Raw genomic sequence first — 16,482 nt, 5'->3', positions numbered from 1 at the left:
CGACGCCGTCACGCTCTCTCAGAGTGTGGCGGCACCTTCACTTCCCAGCAGTACCTTCAAGTCCGCCTTTCAAGGAAGATCTTCATGGCCAGCTTTCTCTCTCTAGGCGCTAGCCTGCCCCGCGGCGCCCTGTCTCGCAGTGCTCTGTCCCGCAGTACTCTGTCTCGCAGTGCTCTGTCTCGCAATGCGCTGTCTCACCGCAGGTACGCCCGCGGTTTCACGTTGACGGAAATCATGATCGTGGTCGTCATCGTCGGCATCCTCGCGGCGATCGCCTACCCGAGCTATCAGGATCAGGTAATCCGCTCACGTCGTGCCGATGGGCAGGCGGCACTGATGTCATTGGCCCAGGCTCAGGAGCGCTACATGGCGCGTTGCGGTGGCTACGCGACCAGCATCGCCGGTGACAGCGATTGTGACGAGGAGGGACTGGGGCGCGCCACCGAGTCGCCGGAAGGCTATTACGCCCTGAGCTTGGAGGATGGCGCCACGACGACCCGCTTCACGCTGATCGCGACTGCGGTGGCGCCTCAGAGCGCCGATAGCGATTGCCCTGCGCTGACCCTCACCAATACCGGCATCCGCGACACGACCGGCGATGGCGATTGCTGGTAGCAGTGGCGAGAGCGGCCTCGGCGCGATGCTGGATTGCGCGCGGCTCGCTTGCACCGCCTTGCGGGCGGCGTATTCTGGAAGCCTTTCCCGGTCTTGAGGCAGGAGCGAACAGGCGTGAATGACTTTGTGGTGGTAGGCGGTGGCGTGATCGGCATGCTGACTGCGCTGGAACTGGCGGATGGCGGTGCCGAGGTCACGCTGGTCGAGCGGGGCCAGTGTGGGCGCGAGGCATCCTGGGCGGGCGGCGGTATCGTCTCGCCGTTGTATCCGTGGCGTTATAGTGCGCCGATCTCACGCCTGTCTGCCTGGTCGGAAGGTTTCTACCCCACGTTGGCCGAGCGCCTGATCGAGACCACCGGCATCGACCCCGAATATCGCCAGCAGGGTCTGCTGTACCTGAATGTCGAGGATGCCGAGCAGGCACTGAGCTGGTCCGAGGAATACACCAAGCCGCTGACGCGCGTGGAGGCTGACTTTCTTTACGACAAGGCACCGGCCGTCGCGCCCGGTTGCGAATCGGCGCTGTGGATGCCGACGCTGGGCAGCATCCGCAATCCGCGCCTGGGCAAGTCACTGCGCGCCGCTCTCGATGCCCACCCGCGCGTACGTCTGCTCGAGAATGTCGCGGTGCAGGGCATTCTGCTGCAGGACGATACCGCCATCGGCGTGCAGACCGCCAATTCAGTGCTGTCCGCCGGGCAGGTCGTGGTCTGTGGGGGTGCCTGGAGTCGCGAGATATTGAGTGAGGCGGGGCTGGCGCTGCCGGTGCGGCCGGTACGCGGCCAGATGGTGCTGTTCAAGGCACCCAAGGGGCTGGTGGAGCGCGTGGTACTCAAGAATGGACGCTACGTGATTCCACGTGCCGATGGGCGCATCGTGGCGGGTTCCACGCTGGAGGAGGTCGGCTTCGACAAGGCGACCACCCTTGAGGCGCGTGAGTCGCTGATCAAGAGCGCCTGCGAGATCATCCCGGCGCTGGCCGAGTGTGAGGTCGAGCATCACTGGGCGGGGCTGCGTCCCGGTTCGCCGACCGGCACGCCGTTCATCGGTGCCGTGCCCGAACGCCGCCACCTGCACGTCAATGCCGGTCACTATCGCAATGGCCTGGTACTGGCGCCGGCCTCGACCCGCCTGCTGGCGGACCAGTTGCTGGGGCGTACGCCTATCATCGACCCCACCCCCTACCAGCCCGAGACCTTGCTGGGCGAGATCGCCACGCTGGAAGCCTCGTCCCAGCCAGACGCGACGCGCTGGGCCTGAGCATCGTCATGGTGTCTTCCCCCTCGAGCCTTCGTCTCGAGGGGGAAGACAGCGCGTTACTTGCGTGGCCCCTCGTCGAGGAAATGCTGCTGGTGCTCCTGACAGCAGAAGTGCAGCGCTTCATGGCGGATGGCGTCATTTTCCGGCAGATGCAGATCGCAGTAGGCGCAGCGCACCATGTTCTGGGCCTCGCGCTCGGCAGGCTGGCCGTCATCGTGGTTGTCCTGGCTCAGCTTCCATTGGCGATACATGCGATAGAGGCGCAGGCCTGCCCAGAACAGGACGACGAATACCAGCAGACGGATGATCAACAGGCTCATTCCTATATGACTCCCAGATGAGGCGGCGCGCGTGGCTTTTTGCCAGCGGCGCGACCTTGCGGGACAATGGCGGCCATCATGAGACTGATGAGCCGGTGCACGGCTCAGCAGTCTGAGCCAGATGTCTGGCCACAGTGTACTGGCCCCTTATCGAACCGCCAATCGAGAGATCCTTACCGCATGCAAGATCTGACTCTGGTGATGGCCCAGCTCGACCCGCTGGTCGGTGATATCCCCGGCAATACCGAGCGTGCCATCGAAGCCGTCCGTGAAGCGAGTCTCGAGCACAAGGCCGACGTCGTCGTGCTGCCCGAGCTGTGTCTGACCGGCTACCCGCCGGAAGACCTGTTGCTGCGCGAATCCATGGAGGCACGACTCGACGAGGCGCGCGCGCGGATGGCCAGCAAGGTCGCGCGCGGCGTGATGGTCATCGTCGGCTACCCCGGCATGCGTGACGGCAAGCGCTACAATCTGGCCGGCGTGCTCAAGGATGGCGAGTGGATCGCCGAGTATGCCAAGCAGGCCTTGCCCAATTATCAGGTCTTCGATGAGCAGCGTTACTTCACGCCGGGCTCCGAGGCCTGCGTGGTGGAATGCCGCGGCGCCCGTCTGGGCATCGTCATCTGTGAAGACCTGTGGGATGGCGCGCCCGTTCGTCAGGCGCGGGATGCCGGCGCGGACATTCTCGTCAGCCTCAATGCCTCGCCCTATCATCTGGAGAAGCCGGCCGAGCGCAATCATCTGTTCGCTCAGCGGGCGGCCGAAGTGAAGTGTCCGCTGGTCTACGTCAATCAGATCGGTGGCCAGGACGAGCTGGTCTTCGATGGTGGCTCCGCCGCCATCGATGCCGAGGGCAATACCTGCGTGCAGGCACCCTGGTGGGATGTCGGCCTGATGCCGGTGCAGTTCCTCAAGGAGGAAGGCGGTAGCTGGGCGCCGCAGAGCGGCGAGATCGCCGAGCTGCTGTCACCGGAAGAGTCGCTCTACTGTGCACTGGTCACCGGCCTGCGTGACTACGTCAACAAGAGCGGCTTCAAGGGCGTGGTGCTGGGTCTCTCTGGTGGCATCGACTCCGGCCTGTCGCTGGCGATTGCCGTCGATGCGCTGGGCGCGGACCGCGTGCATGCGGTGATGATGCCGTACCACTACACCGCGGACATCTCCAGGGAAGACGCTGCCGAGCAGGCGACACTGCTGGGCGTGAATTACGAGGTGATGCCCATCGCGCCGATGGTTGAGGCCTTCACCGAGACACTGGCGGAGAGCTTTGCCGGCAGTGAGCGCGACACCACCGAGGAGAACCTGCAGTCACGCTGTCGTGGCGTGCTGCTGATGGCCATCTCCAACAAGAAGGGCCTGATGGTGCTGACCACTGGCAACAAGAGCGAGATGGCGGTGGGTTACGCCACGCTCTATGGCGACATGGTCGGTGGCTACAATGCGCTCAAGGACGTCTACAAGACCTGGGTATTCCGTCTCGCCAACTGGCGCAACACCATGGGCCCGGCGATTCCGGAGCGTGTCATCACGCGTCCGCCGTCCGCGGAGCTCGCCGAAGACCAGCTCGACAGCGACTCGCTGCCGGACTACGACACCCTGGATGCGATTCTCACCCATTACATCGAGGGTGACATGAGTGCCGAGGCGATCATCCGTGCCGGTTTCGAGGAAGAGGATGTCTATCGTGTGGTGCGTCTCGTCGACCGCTGTGAGTACAAGCGCCGTCAGGCACCGGTTGGCGTGCGTGTCACGCCGCGTGGCTTCGGGCGTGACCGTCGCTACCCGATCGTCAATGGCTGGGCAGCCGGCGATTGAGGTAACTCATGTCCGGTGTCAGGGATTGCGAATTCTTTGCGCAAGATGCCGATGACGCTCGGATGCAGCGGTGCTGAGTCGACACTCGCATGAAAAAAGCCCGTGATCGGTGATCACGGGCTTTTCGATGGTGAGGCGGGAAGCCTGATCGTCAGACGGTCAGGTCATCCGCCTTCACGTAGCGCGGCTCGAAGGTACGGCCATCCAGACGCTTGTTGTCCGGATCATTCTGGATCAGCACCTTGAGCGTCTCGCTGGCGCGGTCGCGCAGACCGAGGCCCAGATAGCCTTCGACCATCACGGCCAGCGCATCGCGAGTGGCAGGAGTGTTAGGGTAGTGCTCGATCACCCACTCACCACGCTTCACGGCGGCCAGATAGGCCTGCTTGCGCAGATAGAAATCCGCTGTCTGCAGCTCGCCACGCGCGAGTACGTTGCGCAGATAGATGATGCGCTGACGCGAATCTGCGGCGTAGGTGCTGTTGGGGAAGCGGCGCACCAGTTCGCCGAAGTCGACGTAGGCGTCCCGCGTCGCACCGAGATCCCGCTTGGAGATGTCGATCAGGTCCAGCGATTCCAGGCTGAAGCGCCCTGCACTATAGGCTGCCAGTCCACGCATGTAGTAGGCATAATCAACCTGCGGGTGGTCCGGGTGCAGCCGAATGAAGCGGCTGGCCGCCGCGCGTGCGGCTTCCCAGTTGTCCACCTGGTAGTAGGCGTAGATCAGCTCCAGCTGCGACTGTTCGGCATAGCTGCCGAACGGGAAGCGAGTATCCAGTGCTTCAAGTTGTTGCACGGCGGAGTTGAAGCGGCTGGTATCCAGGGAAACCTGAGCCTGACGGTACAGCTCCTGCTCCTGAAGATCCGGTGCCGGCTCGTTGGACGCACAGCCGACCAGCAAGGTGCTGGCCAGGGCGAAGGCAGTCAAGGGAAGGGCGCGCATCGGTTTCCTCATCTCGGGCAATCCATGGCGGGCATGCTAGAATCCGCCGATCCGCACTCACTATAAAGCAAAGGCCCTTTCCTGCGAAACGGCCTCAGAGAGCAATATGGCAGACACCATCAACCGCGAAGAGCGGATCCCGGAGGCGATGATTGGCATGCGCCTTGATCAGGCCTGCGCCGAGATCTTCTCCGACTATTCCCGCGAGCGCCTCAAGCACTGGATCAAGACCGGTGCCTTGACCCTCGACGGTGCCGCCGTCAAACCCCGCGAGAAGGTCTATGGCGGTGAACGTCTGGCCCTGACCGCCGAGCTTGAAGAAGAAGTCAGTCATGGCCCCGAGGACATCGAGCTCGAGATCGTCTTCGAGGATGACGACGTGCTGGTCATCAACAAGGAGCACGGCATGGTCGTGCACCCGGGGGCCGGCAATCCGGATGGCACGCTGCTCAATGCCATCCTGCACCATTGTCCGGGCAATGCCATGCTGCCGCGTGCCGGGATCGTGCATCGTCTCGACAAGGACACCAGTGGCCTGATGGTGGTCGCCAAGTCGCTGACCGCCCAGGCGGACCTGGTCGAGCAGCTGCAGGCGCGTACCGTGTCTCGCGAGTACGATGCCGTCGTGACCGGTGTGCTGACGGCGGGCGGTACCGTGGATGCGCCCATCGGGCGTCACCCCAAGGATCGCAAGCGTCAGGCCGTGACCCATAGCGGCAAGATGGCGATCACGCATTTTCGCGTGGTGGAGCGCTTCCGGGGCCATACCCATATCCGCTGCAAGCTGGAAACCGGGCGTACCCACCAGATCCGTGTGCACATGGCGCACCAGCGCTATCCACTGATCGGGGACCCGGTCTACGGAGGCCGTCTGAAGCTTCCGCCGGGGGCCAGTGACCCGCTCAAGGAGCTGCTGCGTCAGTTCCCGCGTCAGGCGCTGCATGCCCGTCGCCTCGCCTTCATCCACCCGATCTCGGGCAAGGAAGTCGAATTCCGCGCCGAGATGCCGGGTGACATGCTGGTCTTGATCGACTATCTCAAGGAAGACATCGCCCGCTGAGGGGCTCGGTTCGCGTATCCCATCGCGCCAGGAGAGGTTATGCACGACGACAGTCTACGCCCGACCCTGATTCTGCCGGACTGGCCAGCACCCAGTCCGGTGCAGGCCTTCGTGACCACGCGTGAGAGTGGCCCGAGTCAGGGGCCATACGCTGGCTTCAATCCGGCGCGGCATGTCGGGGATGATCCGGCGATGGTCGCGCGGGTGCGTGACCTGCTCGCGGCGGAGGTCGATGATGGTCGTCCGCTGGCGTGGCTGGATCAGGTGCATGGGACTCAGGTGGTGGATGCCTTTGACGTCTGTCACGCCGATGAGCGCCATGAGGCGGTGCCACCACGTGCTGACGCCTGCATCAGTACCGGTACGGGGCAGGCCTGCGTGGTGATGACGGCGGACTGCCTGCCGGTGCTGTTCTGTGATCGTCAGGGGACGCGAGTCGGCGTGGCGCATGCGGGCTGGCGCGGATTGGTCGAGGGTGTGCTGGAAGCCACTGTCGCCCGTCTTGGAGATGACCCGGGGGAGCTGATGGCCTGGCTGGGCCCGGCGATCTCCAATGCCCAGTTCGAGGTCGGCCCCGAGGTGCGTGACGCCTTCATCGCGGATCTCCCCGAGGCCGACGACGCCTTCGAATCCAGCCCCTATCGGCTGGGCCACTATATGGGCGACCTCTACAAGCTGGCTCGCCTGCGGCTGGAGCGTGCGGGGGTCGGCCATGTCAGTGGCGGTCACTTCTGCACTGCCTCGGAATCGCGCTTCTACTCCCATCGCCGTGATGATGGCGTGACGGGGCGAATGGCCACGGTGATCTGGCTGCGCTGATAGCATGAAGTGGAGACCTGGCCGCCGCGATGCACCGACGCTCGGCAAGCCGAAAGACAAAAGCGCCCCGTTGACCTTATCGCTCAGGTTGGCGGGGCGCTTTTCCGTGTCGAGCGAAAGCCCCTGGCGACATCTTCAGGCGCTGAGGGCCAACCTGCTGCAGGGGAACCTGATCTGGATCATGCTTCGCGGACAACATGCTGCGTTGCCGCAAATCACGCCTTGAAAGCGACCCCCCAGCCCCCCATCTCTAGGGTTAGATACGAAATGTTACAGGCGAAGCTCCTGAGAAGAGGAGTACCGCCATGACTCTCAGGAGAAGGCACCATGCGCATCGACAAACTCACCAGCAAGCTGCAGAACGCGCTTGCGGATGCCCAGTCGCTCGCCGTCGGGCGAGGCCACAATGAAATCCATCCCCAGCATCTGCTGCTGGCCCTGCTGGAGGACCGCGATGGCGGTCTCAAGGCGTTGGTCAACAAGGCGGGCGGCGATGCCACCAGCTTGATGAGCGGGCTCAAGCGTCAACTGGATGACCTGCCCACCGTGTCCCAGTTCGACGGCAATGTCGCGCCTTCCCAGGCGCTCGGCAAGCTTCTGAATCTGGCCGACCGCGAAGCCCAGAAGCGCGGCGATCAATACATCGCCTCCGAGCTCGCGCTGCTGGCCGCGCTGGAGCTGGGCGGTGATCTCGGCAAGTTGTTCACCTCCTCGGGCATCAAGAAGCCCGCCCTGACCTCCGCCATCGATGCACTGCGCGGTGGCGAGGCGGTGGGAGATGCCGACGCCGAGAACAATCGCGAGGCACTCAACAAGTACACGATGGACCTCACCCAGCGTGCGCGCGACGGCAAGCTCGACCCGGTGATCGGGCGTGACGAGGAGATTCGTCGCACGATTCAGGTCCTTCAGCGTCGCACCAAGAACAACCCGGTGTTGATCGGTGAGCCCGGTGTCGGCAAGACCGCCATCGTCGAGGGGCTGGCCAGCCGTATCGTCAATGGCGAGGTGCCGGAAGGCCTCAAGAACAAGCGTGTGCTGTCTCTCGACATGGGCTCGCTGCTGGCGGGGGCCAAGTTCCGCGGTGAGTTCGAGGAGCGCCTCAAGTCCGTCCTCAAGGAGCTGTCGCAGGAAGAAGGCCAAGTCATCCTGTTCATCGATGAGCTGCACACCATGGTCGGCGCGGGCAAGGCCGAGGGCGCGATGGATGCCGGCAACATGCTCAAGCCGGCGCTGGCGCGTGGCGAGCTGCACTGTGTCGGTGCCACCACGCTTGACGAGTATCGCCAGTACATCGAGAAGGATGCCGCGCTGGAGCGTCGTTTCCAGAAGGTGCAGGTGGATCAGCCCAGCGAGGAGGACACCATCGCCATCCTGCGTGGCTTGAAGGAACGCTACGAGGTGCACCATGGGGTGGATATCACTGACAGTGCGATCATTGCGGCCGCGCGCCTCTCATCGCGCTACATCACGGACCGTCAGCTGCCGGACAAGGCGATCGACCTGATCGATGAAGCCGCGTCACGCATCCGCATGGAGCTGGACTCCAAGCCGGAGGAGATGGACCGTCTCGACCGCCGTCTGATCCAGCTCAAGATGGAGCGTGAAGCCCTCAAGAAGGAGACCGACGAAGCGGCACTCAAGCGTCTCGGCGCGCTTGAGGACCAGATCGAGGAGCTGGAACGCGAATATGCCGATCTCGATGAGGTCTGGAAGGCCGAGAAGGCCAGTATCCAGGGGGCAGCGCAGTTCAAGGCCGAACTGGAACAGGCGCGCATCGATCTGGAACAGGCGCGGCGTGCCGGCGACCTCAGCCGCATGTCGGAACTGCAGTACGGCGTGATTCCGGGGCTCGAGAAGCAGATCAGCGAAGCCGGCGAAGGCGAGGCGGATACCTCCGCCCACGTGCTGCTGCGCTCCAATGTCACCGAGGAGGAGATTGCCGAGGTCGTCTCGCGCTGGACCGGCATTCCGGTCTCCAAGATGCTCGAAGGCGAGCGCGACAAGCTGCTGCGCATGGAAGAGGCGCTGCACGAGAAGGTGATCGGTCAGGACGAGGCGGTGATCGCGGTGGCCAATGCGGTGCGTCGCTCACGCGCCGGGCTGTCGGACCCGAATCGCCCCAACGGCTCCTTCCTGTTCCTCGGCCCGACCGGGGTCGGCAAGACGGAGCTCTGCAAGTCGCTGGCCAGCTTCCTGTTCGATACCGAAGAGGCGATGGTGCGCATCGACATGTCCGAGTTCATGGAGAAGCACTCGGTGGCTCGTCTGATCGGCGCGCCTCCCGGCTATGTCGGTTATGAAGAGGGTGGCTATCTTACCGAGGCGGTACGTCGCAAGCCGTACTCCGTGCTGTTGCTCGATGAGGTCGAGAAGGCGCATCCGGATGTCTTCAACATCCTGCTGCAGGTATTGGAAGATGGCCGCCTGACCGATGGGCAGGGGCGTACCGTCGACTTCCGCAATACCGTGATCGTGATGACCTCGAATCTGGGGTCCGAGATGATCCAGCGCATGAGCGGTCTCAATGGCGAGCTGGCGGACGAGGAAGACACGCAAGAGAGTGTCGATCGCAAGGCGGCCTTCCAGTACGACGACATGAAGACGGCGGTGATGGAAGTCGTGGGCAATCACTTCCGGCCGGAGCTGATCAACCGCATCGATGAAGTGGTGGTCTTCCACGCGTTGGGGCAGGCGCAGATCGCCTCCATCGCCGGCATTCAGCTCGAGCGGCTCAAGGCGCGGCTGGCCGAACGCGATCTCGGCTTCGAGATCACCGATGCCGCGATGGCGCTGCTGGCCAAGGCAGGCTTCGATCCGGTCTACGGTGCGCGTCCGCTCAAGCGCGCCATCCAGAGCCGTATCGAGAACCCGCTGGCCCAGGCGCTGCTGGGCGGTGAATTCGTGCCCGGTGACGTGATCCAGGTCGGCGAAGAGGGCGGAGAGCTGACCTTCACGCGCTGAATCGCGCGCCCGTGAGTGACGCCCCACCGTGACGGAAGTCTGTCTTCCGCTTGCGGTGGGGCGTTTTCGTGTCTGTCGTCTGGGCGCAAAATGACAACCCGGCGGCAGGGATGCTGAAAATCACGAGGCAGAAAATTGCGAATTAAATGCCATCTTTGAGGTTTTACGCACGCATATGGCCGGATTTCCCGTTATCGGTGTGGCATTTGGCGTAGGCGGCGCACACTGGCGTAAGGTTGAGTTGACAGCCCCTTGCGGCTGTTGGACTCTTGACCATTCCTGATTGCGGGCGTGGCCATTCGGGCGACCCTCGAAGCGCCACGTGAAGGACAGACGCTGAGTCGCTGTCCGCCTGTCGAAGGATATGCCGATCAGGGTACGCCAACCGTACCGATCGGCCATCAGCCCCGACCGCATCCAACCGATGCGACAAGAGTGCAGGCCCTAACCGGGCCGCAGACGCCAGGGTTTGGCATCAGGTGCCGCAACTGTTGCGGTAGCGACATTCAGGTCGCACTCGATCCGGCTTGCGTATTGCTGCCGGACGCACTCGAGACCTCCAGGGGAGAACAACCAAGTGGAATTGCTTTCCGGCGCTGACATGATCGCCCGCGCGCTGCATGACGAGGGCGTGGAGTATATATACGGCTATCCCGGTGGAGCGGCGCTGCACATCTATGACGCCCTGTTCCGTCAGGACAAGGTCCAGCACATTCTGGTCCGCCACGAACAGGCTGCTACCCACGCAGCCGATGGCTACGCACGCGCTTCCGGCAAGCCGGGCGTGGTGCTGGTCACCTCAGGCCCCGGCGCGACCAATGCCGTCACCGGTATCGCCACGGCCTACATGGACTCGATTCCCATGGTCGTGCTGTGTGGTCAGGTCGCCAGCCACCTGATCGGTGAAGACGCCTTCCAGGAAACCGACATCGTCGGTGTGACTCGCCCGATCGTGAAGCACAGCTTCTCGATCAAGCACCCGAGCGAGATTCCGGAAGTCATCAAGAAGGCCTTCTATCTGGCCTCCAGCGGACGCCCGGGGCCGGTCGTCATCGACATCCCGAAGGACATGACCGCCCCGACCGAGCGTTACGAGTACAGCTACCCCAAGAAGGTACGCATGCGCTCCTACAGCCCGGTCACCCGTGGCCACAGCGGCCAGATCAAGAAGGCCGTCGAGCTGATGCTCAAGGCCCGCCGCCCGCTGTTCTTCACCGGCGGTGGCGTGGTCTCCGGTCGTGCCAGCGAAGCGCTGACCGACCTGGTGCGCCGTCTGAACTTCCCGATCACCACCTCGTTGATGGGCATCGGTGCCTATCCGCAGGGCGATCGCCAGTGTCTGGGCTGGCCCGGCATGCACGGCTCCTATGAGTCGAACAATGCCATGCACCACACCGATCTGATCATCTGCATCGGTGCGCGCTTCGATGACCGCGTGACCAACAACACCTCGAAGTTCTGCCCGACGGCCAAGATCATCCACGTCGACATCGACCCGAGCTCGGTCTCCAAGACCGTGCGCGCCGATGTGCCGATCGTCGGTCCGGCCGATGCCGTGATCAACGAGATGATCAGCCTCGTGCAGGGGCGTGAGCTGGCCAACCCTGATGCACTGGAGGCCTGGTGGTCCCAGATCGATGGCTGGCGTGCCGAGCGTGAAGGCAAGCTGTATGAGCCGTCCGCCCCGGGCGAGCCGCTCAAGCCGCAGCAGGTGGTGGAAGCCGTGCACCGTGCGACGCGTGGCGAAGCCTTCGTCGCCACCGATGTCGGTCAGCACCAGATGTTCGCCGCCCAGTACTACAAGTTCCAGCGCCCCAACCGCTGGATCACCTCCGGTGGTCTGGGCACCATGGGCTTCGGCTTCCCGGCGGCCATGGGCATCAAGATGTCCTACCCGGATGACGATGTGGTGCTGTTCACCGGGGAAGGCAGCTTCCAGATGATGATGCAGGAGTTCTCGACCTGTAAGCAGTACGGGATCGGGGTCAAGATCATCAACCTCAACAACCAGTCGCTGGGCATGGTGCGTCAGTGGCAGGACCTGAACTACAAGTCCCGTCACTCGCATTCCTATATGGAGTCGCTGCCTGACTTCGTGCAGCTGGCGGGCGCCTATGGCTTCCGTGCCATCAAGGTGCACACGGTGGAGGAGCTCGAACCTGCGCTGGAAGAAGCCTTCCGCAACAAGGACGAGCTGGTGTTCCTCGACATCTATGTCGACCCGCGTGAACACGTCTATCCGATGCAGGTGCCTCTCGGCTCCATGCGTGACATGCTGCTTACGAAGACGGAGCGGACCTGATGCGCCATATCATCTCCATTCTGATGGAAAACGAACCGGGCGCGCTGTCACGGGTCGTCGGCCTGTTTTCACAGCGCAATTTCAACATCGAGACCCTCAACGTGGCCCCGACCGAGGACGCGACCCTGTCACGTCTGACCGTCACCACGGTCGGCGAAGATCGCGTCATCGAGCAGATCACCAAGCACCTCAACAAGCTGGTGGATGTGGTCAAGCTGGTGGATCTCACCGAGGGCAGCCACATCGAGCGCGAGCTGATGCTGGTCAAGGTCAAGGCGTTGGGCGCCCAGCGTGACGAGATCAAGCGCACGGCGGACATCTTCCGTGCCCAGATCGTCGACATCACGCCGAGCCTCTACACCATCCAGATCACCGGTGACGGTGGCAAGCTGGATGCCTTCCTGGCGGCGATGCAGCCGGTAGGGGTGCTGGAAGTGGCACGTACCGGGGTCTCCGGCATCGCCCGCGGTGAGAAGGTGTTGAGCCTGTAAGACGGTGATTGTGGAAACGCGATACAAGAACGGCGCCCCTCGGGGCGCCGTTTTCGTTGTGGCGTGGGGCGGGCCATGTAGCGCAATGTTCCGTGGCGCAGGGTCACTGCATCATCACTCCTCTGGCCGTAGCGGGGTGCCGGGCAGCTGTTCCCAGAGTGCGCGTACCAGTGGATGTCGAAGACGTTTCTCCTGTACGCACAGCCCGACCTTGTAGGGGGTCAGCGGCGGATCGACATCGAGGATGCGCACCTGATCGGCCAGCGGGGAGTTGTCGAGCACGATCTGCGGCACCACGCCGATCCCGAAGCCCAATCCGACCATGCTGACGATGGCCTCGTTGCCGGCGACCTGGGCATACAGGCGCGGCTTGATGCCACGAGTGTGGCACCAGGCATCGAAGCGCTCGCGCGCCAGGCCGGTCTCGGAGAGGATCATCGGGACGCGCGCCCAGTCGATATGGTCGTCCCCCGCCGCCGAATCGTCTGCCCCGCCGATGCCTTCCAGCTGATGGCCGGGGCCATCACGACGCGGGGCAATGAAGCGCAGCGGCGACTCGGCGAAGTCGGTGAAGGCCAGGCGCGAGGGCAGCACGTCCGGGCGTGCGGCGATCGCCAGATCCTCGTGGCCCATCAGCACGCGCTCCAATGCCACGGCGGGGTCCCCGGTATGCAGCTTGAGCTCCACATGCGGATGGCGGGCCCGGAAGGAGGCGAGAATCTCATACAGGAAGCTGTAGCTGGCGGTCACCGAGCAGTACAGGGATAGCTCGCCACGCAGTTCATCGCTGTCTTCCAGCAATGACTGACGAATGTCATCCCACTGACTCAGGAGTTCGCGAGCATGACGACGGAAGCGCTCTCCCGCCGGTGTCAGTGCGACGCTGCGGTTGTCGCGCTCGAACAGGCTGACGCCCAGTTCCTCTTCCATGGCGCGAATGGCACGTGACAGGGCAGAGGCGCTCAGGTGCAGGGCAGTGCTGGCGCGTCCGAAATGCAGCGTTTCGGCGAGGGTCAGGAATTGCTTGAGTTGACGATTGTCCATGCCGGAGTCCGCTGTCGATGAGTGCTGAAGGGGGAAATGCCTTGTGTTGCGCTATATGGCATATGATGGTGCAAATATAGCATTTTACGCAATGCCGAGGTGCAGGTAAGGTGGACTCATCGCCGCGCAGGAGGAGGACGGCAGACCTTGATCCAAGGCGCACGACCTCCCAGGGACGCAGAGCGGTCAGGATAGATGGCCGTCGGCGCTGGACACTGACATACGCCCTTCCCTCGCGGGAAGGGTCGCAAGAACAACAGACACTCTTTCAAGATCTCACGCCATCCCGCTGACGGGGTGAGCCGCCAGGAGCAATGACGATGAAACTCTATTACGACAAGGATTGTGACCTCTCCCTCATCCAGGGCAAGAAAGTGGTCATCCTCGGTTACGGTTCCCAGGGCCACGCCCACGCGAACAACCTGAAGGAATCCGGCGTCGACGTCACCGTAGCCCTGCGTCGCTCTTCCTCCAGCTGGGCCAAGGCCGAAGCGGCTGGCCTGAAGGTTGCTGAAGTCGAGGAAGCGGTCAAGGCGGCCGACCTGGTCATGATCCTGGCGCCGGACGAGAACCAGAAGGCCATCTACGAGAACCAGGTGGAACCGAACCTGAAGCAGGGCGCGACCCTGGCCTTCGCTCACGGCTTCAACGTCCACTACAATCAGGTCGTGCCGCGTGCTGACCTCGACGTCATCATGATCGCGCCGAAGGCACCGGGTCACACCGTGCGTTCCGAGTTCGTGAAGGGCGGCGGTATCCCGGACCTGATCGCCATCCACCAGGATGCGACTGGCCAGGCCAAGGACATCGCACTGTCCTACGCGGCAGGCGTCGGCGGCGGTCGTACCGGCATCATCGAGACCACCTTCAAGGACGAGACCGAAACCGATCTGTTCGGTGAGCAGGCTGTCCTGTGTGGTGGCGCGGTCGAGCTGGTCAAGATGGGCTTCGAGACCCTGACCGAAGCCGGCTACGCACCGGAAATGGCCTACTTCGAGTGTCTGCACGAGCTCAAGCTGATCGTCGACCTGATGTACGAAGGTGGCATCGCCAACATGAACTACTCCATCTCCAACAATGCGGAGTATGGCGAGTACGTGACCGGCACCGAAGTCATCAACGAGCAGTCCCGTGTCGCCATGCGCAATGCACTCAAGCGCATCCAGAGCGGTGAATACGCCAAGATGTTCATCCAGGAAGGCAACACCAACTACCCGTCCATGACGGCCCGTCGTCGTCAGAACGCCGAGCACCCGATCGAACAGACTGGTGAGAAGCTGCGCGGCATGATGCCGTGGATCACTGCCAACCAGCTGGTCGACAAGTCACGCAACTGATCCTGCCTATTGGATCCGGCGTGAAATGAGCGGGGCGCTCTCCATCAGGAGGGCGCCCCGCTTGCGTTGTTGCTCTATAAGCGCTATCGAATGGGGGAGGGAAGTGACAGTCGACGGTGAGGCCGCTAGGGTGTCACTACTATTCGCGCTCACTGGCAGGTGTAGAATGTGGTTACCCTGCCACGACGAGGCATGATGCAAGGAATCCCATGACTGACGAAAATCGACATCCCGGCGCAGAAGATGCCCCCGAAGAACCGACCCGCCGTAGCAGTTCCGTGCTGGACAAGGTGGTGGAAGAATTCACCGACGACAGCGAAGTCGTGGAAGAGGCCATCGAGGATGGCAAGCCCGTTCGTCGGCGTGGCATCTACCTGCTGCCCAACCTGTTCACCACGTCGGCATTGTTCTCTGGCTTCTTCGCTGTGGTATGTGCGCTGAACGGCGAGTTTGCCAATGCCTCCATCGCCATCTTCGTCTCGATGGTGCTGGATGGTCTCGATGGACGTGTGGCTCGCCTGACCAATACGCAAAGCGCCTTTGGTGCGGAGTACGACAGCCTGGCGGACATGTTGTCCTTCGGCGTGGCACCGGCACTGGTCACCTTCAGCTGGATTCTGCAGGATGTCGGCAAGATCGGCTGGATCGCCGCCTTCGTCTATGTCGCGGGTGCGGCGCTGCGCCTGGCGCGCTTCAATGTCCAGATAGGCTCCACCGACAAGAAGTGGTTCATCGGCCTGCCCAGTCCGGCAGCGGCGGCACTCGTGGCTGGCTGTGTGTGGACCATGCACAACTTCGACGCCGAGACCTTCGCCTTCAAGTCGCTGATGGTCTTCGTGGTCGCGGCTGCCGGTATCCTGATGGTGTCGAACATTCGCTACTACAGCTTCAAGGAGATCGACCTCAAGGGGCCGGTGCCCTTCGTCGCGCTGCTCGCCATCGTGCTGGCCTTCGTGGTCATCTCGCTGGAGCCGTCCGTGATGCTGCTGGGCCTGTTCGGTTGCTATGTCGCCAGTGGCCCGATCATGGCACTGGGCCGCAAGCTGCGCGGCAACAAGTAAGCGCCAGCTGCCATTGGTGTGATGATCGATATTCGGCCCCGCCATTTCTGGCGGGGCCGAATGCGTTTCTGGCCAAGGAAGAGATGTGTCAGCAAGCGACGGCGAGATGAGGCCAAAGGAGCAAGAAGAGGTGATGAGAGAATAGGTGTCGCTCGCATGTCCTCGAAATGACAATCGATGGAAAAAGCCCTTGCCCTCAGCCCGGTTCGTGCGTAAAGTACGCATCCGCTGCCGGGGACGCATGGCGTTACCAGCGGTGAAAGAGGTTTGCAGGTGGTTGTTTTGTTTGATGTTTTTGAAGTCCGCTTCCAAATCATCGATTGACAATCCCGGGCGATTCGCTAGAATACGTCGCACTCCTTACGGAACAGGTGATCGGGCAACGCCCCTCACCACTGGATGATGCTTAGAGGCAGTCGATTGACTCATCATCAAGTGCTTGACTTTTCAG

13 protein-coding genes are annotated in these 16,482 nt (G+C 62.8%); 10 read left to right on the top strand and 3 right to left on the bottom strand.

Annotated elements, in window-relative coordinates; translation table 11 throughout:
• Positions 1–84 precede the first annotated feature (84 nt).
• Both ACZYGA_RS15290 and thiO read left to right on the top strand, forming a co-directional pair.
• A complete protein-coding gene (locus tag ACZYGA_RS15290) occupies positions 85–615 on the top strand; it encodes a type IV pilin protein (protein WP_479399518.1) in 531 nt (176 codons plus the stop codon).
• A 114-nt stretch (positions 616–729) separates the two neighbouring features.
• On the top strand, positions 730–1,875 hold the full coding sequence (gene thiO, locus ACZYGA_RS15285) for a glycine oxidase ThiO (RefSeq protein ID WP_084207769.1): 1,146 nt from the start codon (positions 730–732) through the stop codon (positions 1,873–1,875).
• A gap of 56 nt (positions 1,876–1,931) precedes the next feature.
• Here thiO and ACZYGA_RS15280 read toward each other — a convergent pair whose 3' ends face one another.
• The gene (locus ACZYGA_RS15280; RefSeq protein ID WP_077373474.1) at positions 1,932–2,195 is read right to left on the bottom strand and encodes a PP0621 family protein; all 264 of its coding nucleotides are present in this window, start codon (positions 2,193–2,195) and stop codon (positions 1,932–1,934) included.
• Between the two features lie 180 nt (positions 2,196–2,375).
• On the opposite strand from ACZYGA_RS15280, the gene ACZYGA_RS15275 reads away from it, so the two are divergent.
• Positions 2,376–4,010 carry an NAD+ synthase gene (locus ACZYGA_RS15275; protein WP_084207770.1) on the top strand — a complete coding sequence of 545 codons (1,635 nt, stop codon included), beginning with the start codon at positions 2,376–2,378 and terminating at the stop codon, positions 4,008–4,010.
• Between the two features lie 151 nt (positions 4,011–4,161).
• Here the strand turns inward: ACZYGA_RS15275 and ACZYGA_RS15270 are convergent, their stop codons facing one another.
• Complete coding sequence (locus tag ACZYGA_RS15270) at positions 4,162–4,953, bottom strand: outer membrane protein assembly factor BamD (protein WP_103751389.1); 792 nt, start codon at positions 4,951–4,953, stop codon at positions 4,162–4,164.
• A gap of 106 nt (positions 4,954–5,059) precedes the next feature.
• Between ACZYGA_RS15270 and rluD the strand changes: the two genes are divergently transcribed.
• The 5 genes from rluD (at position 5,060) to ilvN (ending at position 12,589) form a co-directional block, all read left to right on the top strand.
• On the top strand, positions 5,060–6,013 hold the full coding sequence (gene rluD / locus ACZYGA_RS15265) for a 23S rRNA pseudouridine(1911/1915/1917) synthase RluD (RefSeq protein WP_176494356.1): 954 nt from the start codon (positions 5,060–5,062) through the stop codon (positions 6,011–6,013).
• 39 nt (positions 6,014–6,052) lie between these two features.
• Positions 6,053–6,832, top strand: coding sequence for a peptidoglycan editing factor PgeF (gene pgeF / locus ACZYGA_RS15260; RefSeq protein ID WP_077373486.1), 780 nt, complete (start codon positions 6,053–6,055; stop codon positions 6,830–6,832).
• Between the two features lie 327 nt (positions 6,833–7,159).
• Positions 7,160–9,796: an ATP-dependent chaperone ClpB gene (gene clpB / locus ACZYGA_RS15255; protein ID WP_479399517.1), complete on the top strand. Its 2,637-nt coding sequence runs from the start codon at positions 7,160–7,162 to the stop codon at positions 9,794–9,796.
• A gap of 577 nt (positions 9,797–10,373) precedes the next feature.
• On the top strand, positions 10,374–12,098 hold the full coding sequence (locus tag ACZYGA_RS15250; RefSeq protein ID WP_136939691.1) for an acetolactate synthase 3 large subunit: 1,725 nt from the start codon (positions 10,374–10,376) through the stop codon (positions 12,096–12,098).
• On the top strand, positions 12,098–12,589 hold the full coding sequence (gene ilvN, locus ACZYGA_RS15245) for an acetolactate synthase small subunit (RefSeq protein WP_043337227.1): 492 nt from the start codon (positions 12,098–12,100) through the stop codon (positions 12,587–12,589). Before ACZYGA_RS15250 ends, ilvN begins: the two co-directional genes overlap by 1 nt.
• A 114-nt stretch (positions 12,590–12,703) precedes the next feature.
• On the opposite strand, the gene ilvY is transcribed toward ilvN, so the two are convergent.
• On the bottom strand, positions 12,704–13,633 hold the full coding sequence (gene ilvY, locus ACZYGA_RS15240; RefSeq protein WP_479399515.1) for an HTH-type transcriptional activator IlvY: 930 nt from the start codon (positions 13,631–13,633) through the stop codon (positions 12,704–12,706).
• 320 nt (positions 13,634–13,953) lie between these two features.
• Here ilvY and ilvC point away from each other — a divergent pair, with 320 nt between their 5' ends.
• Together ilvC and pssA are read left to right on the top strand one after the other, a co-directional pair.
• Complete coding sequence (gene ilvC, locus ACZYGA_RS15235) at positions 13,954–14,970, top strand: ketol-acid reductoisomerase (RefSeq protein WP_043337232.1); 1,017 nt, start codon at positions 13,954–13,956, stop codon at positions 14,968–14,970.
• Positions 14,971–15,179: 209 nt separating this feature from the next.
• Complete coding sequence (gene pssA / locus ACZYGA_RS15230; protein ID WP_077373497.1) at positions 15,180–16,031, top strand: CDP-diacylglycerol--serine O-phosphatidyltransferase; 852 nt, start codon at positions 15,180–15,182, stop codon at positions 16,029–16,031.
• The last annotated feature ends 451 nt before the right edge of the window (positions 16,032–16,482 follow it).

The sequence above is a fragment of the Cobetia sp. BL01 genome, from assembly GCF_056493605.1.
Note: the sequence above shows the minus strand (reverse complement) of the source record. Positions and strands in the feature narration are given on the sequence as shown.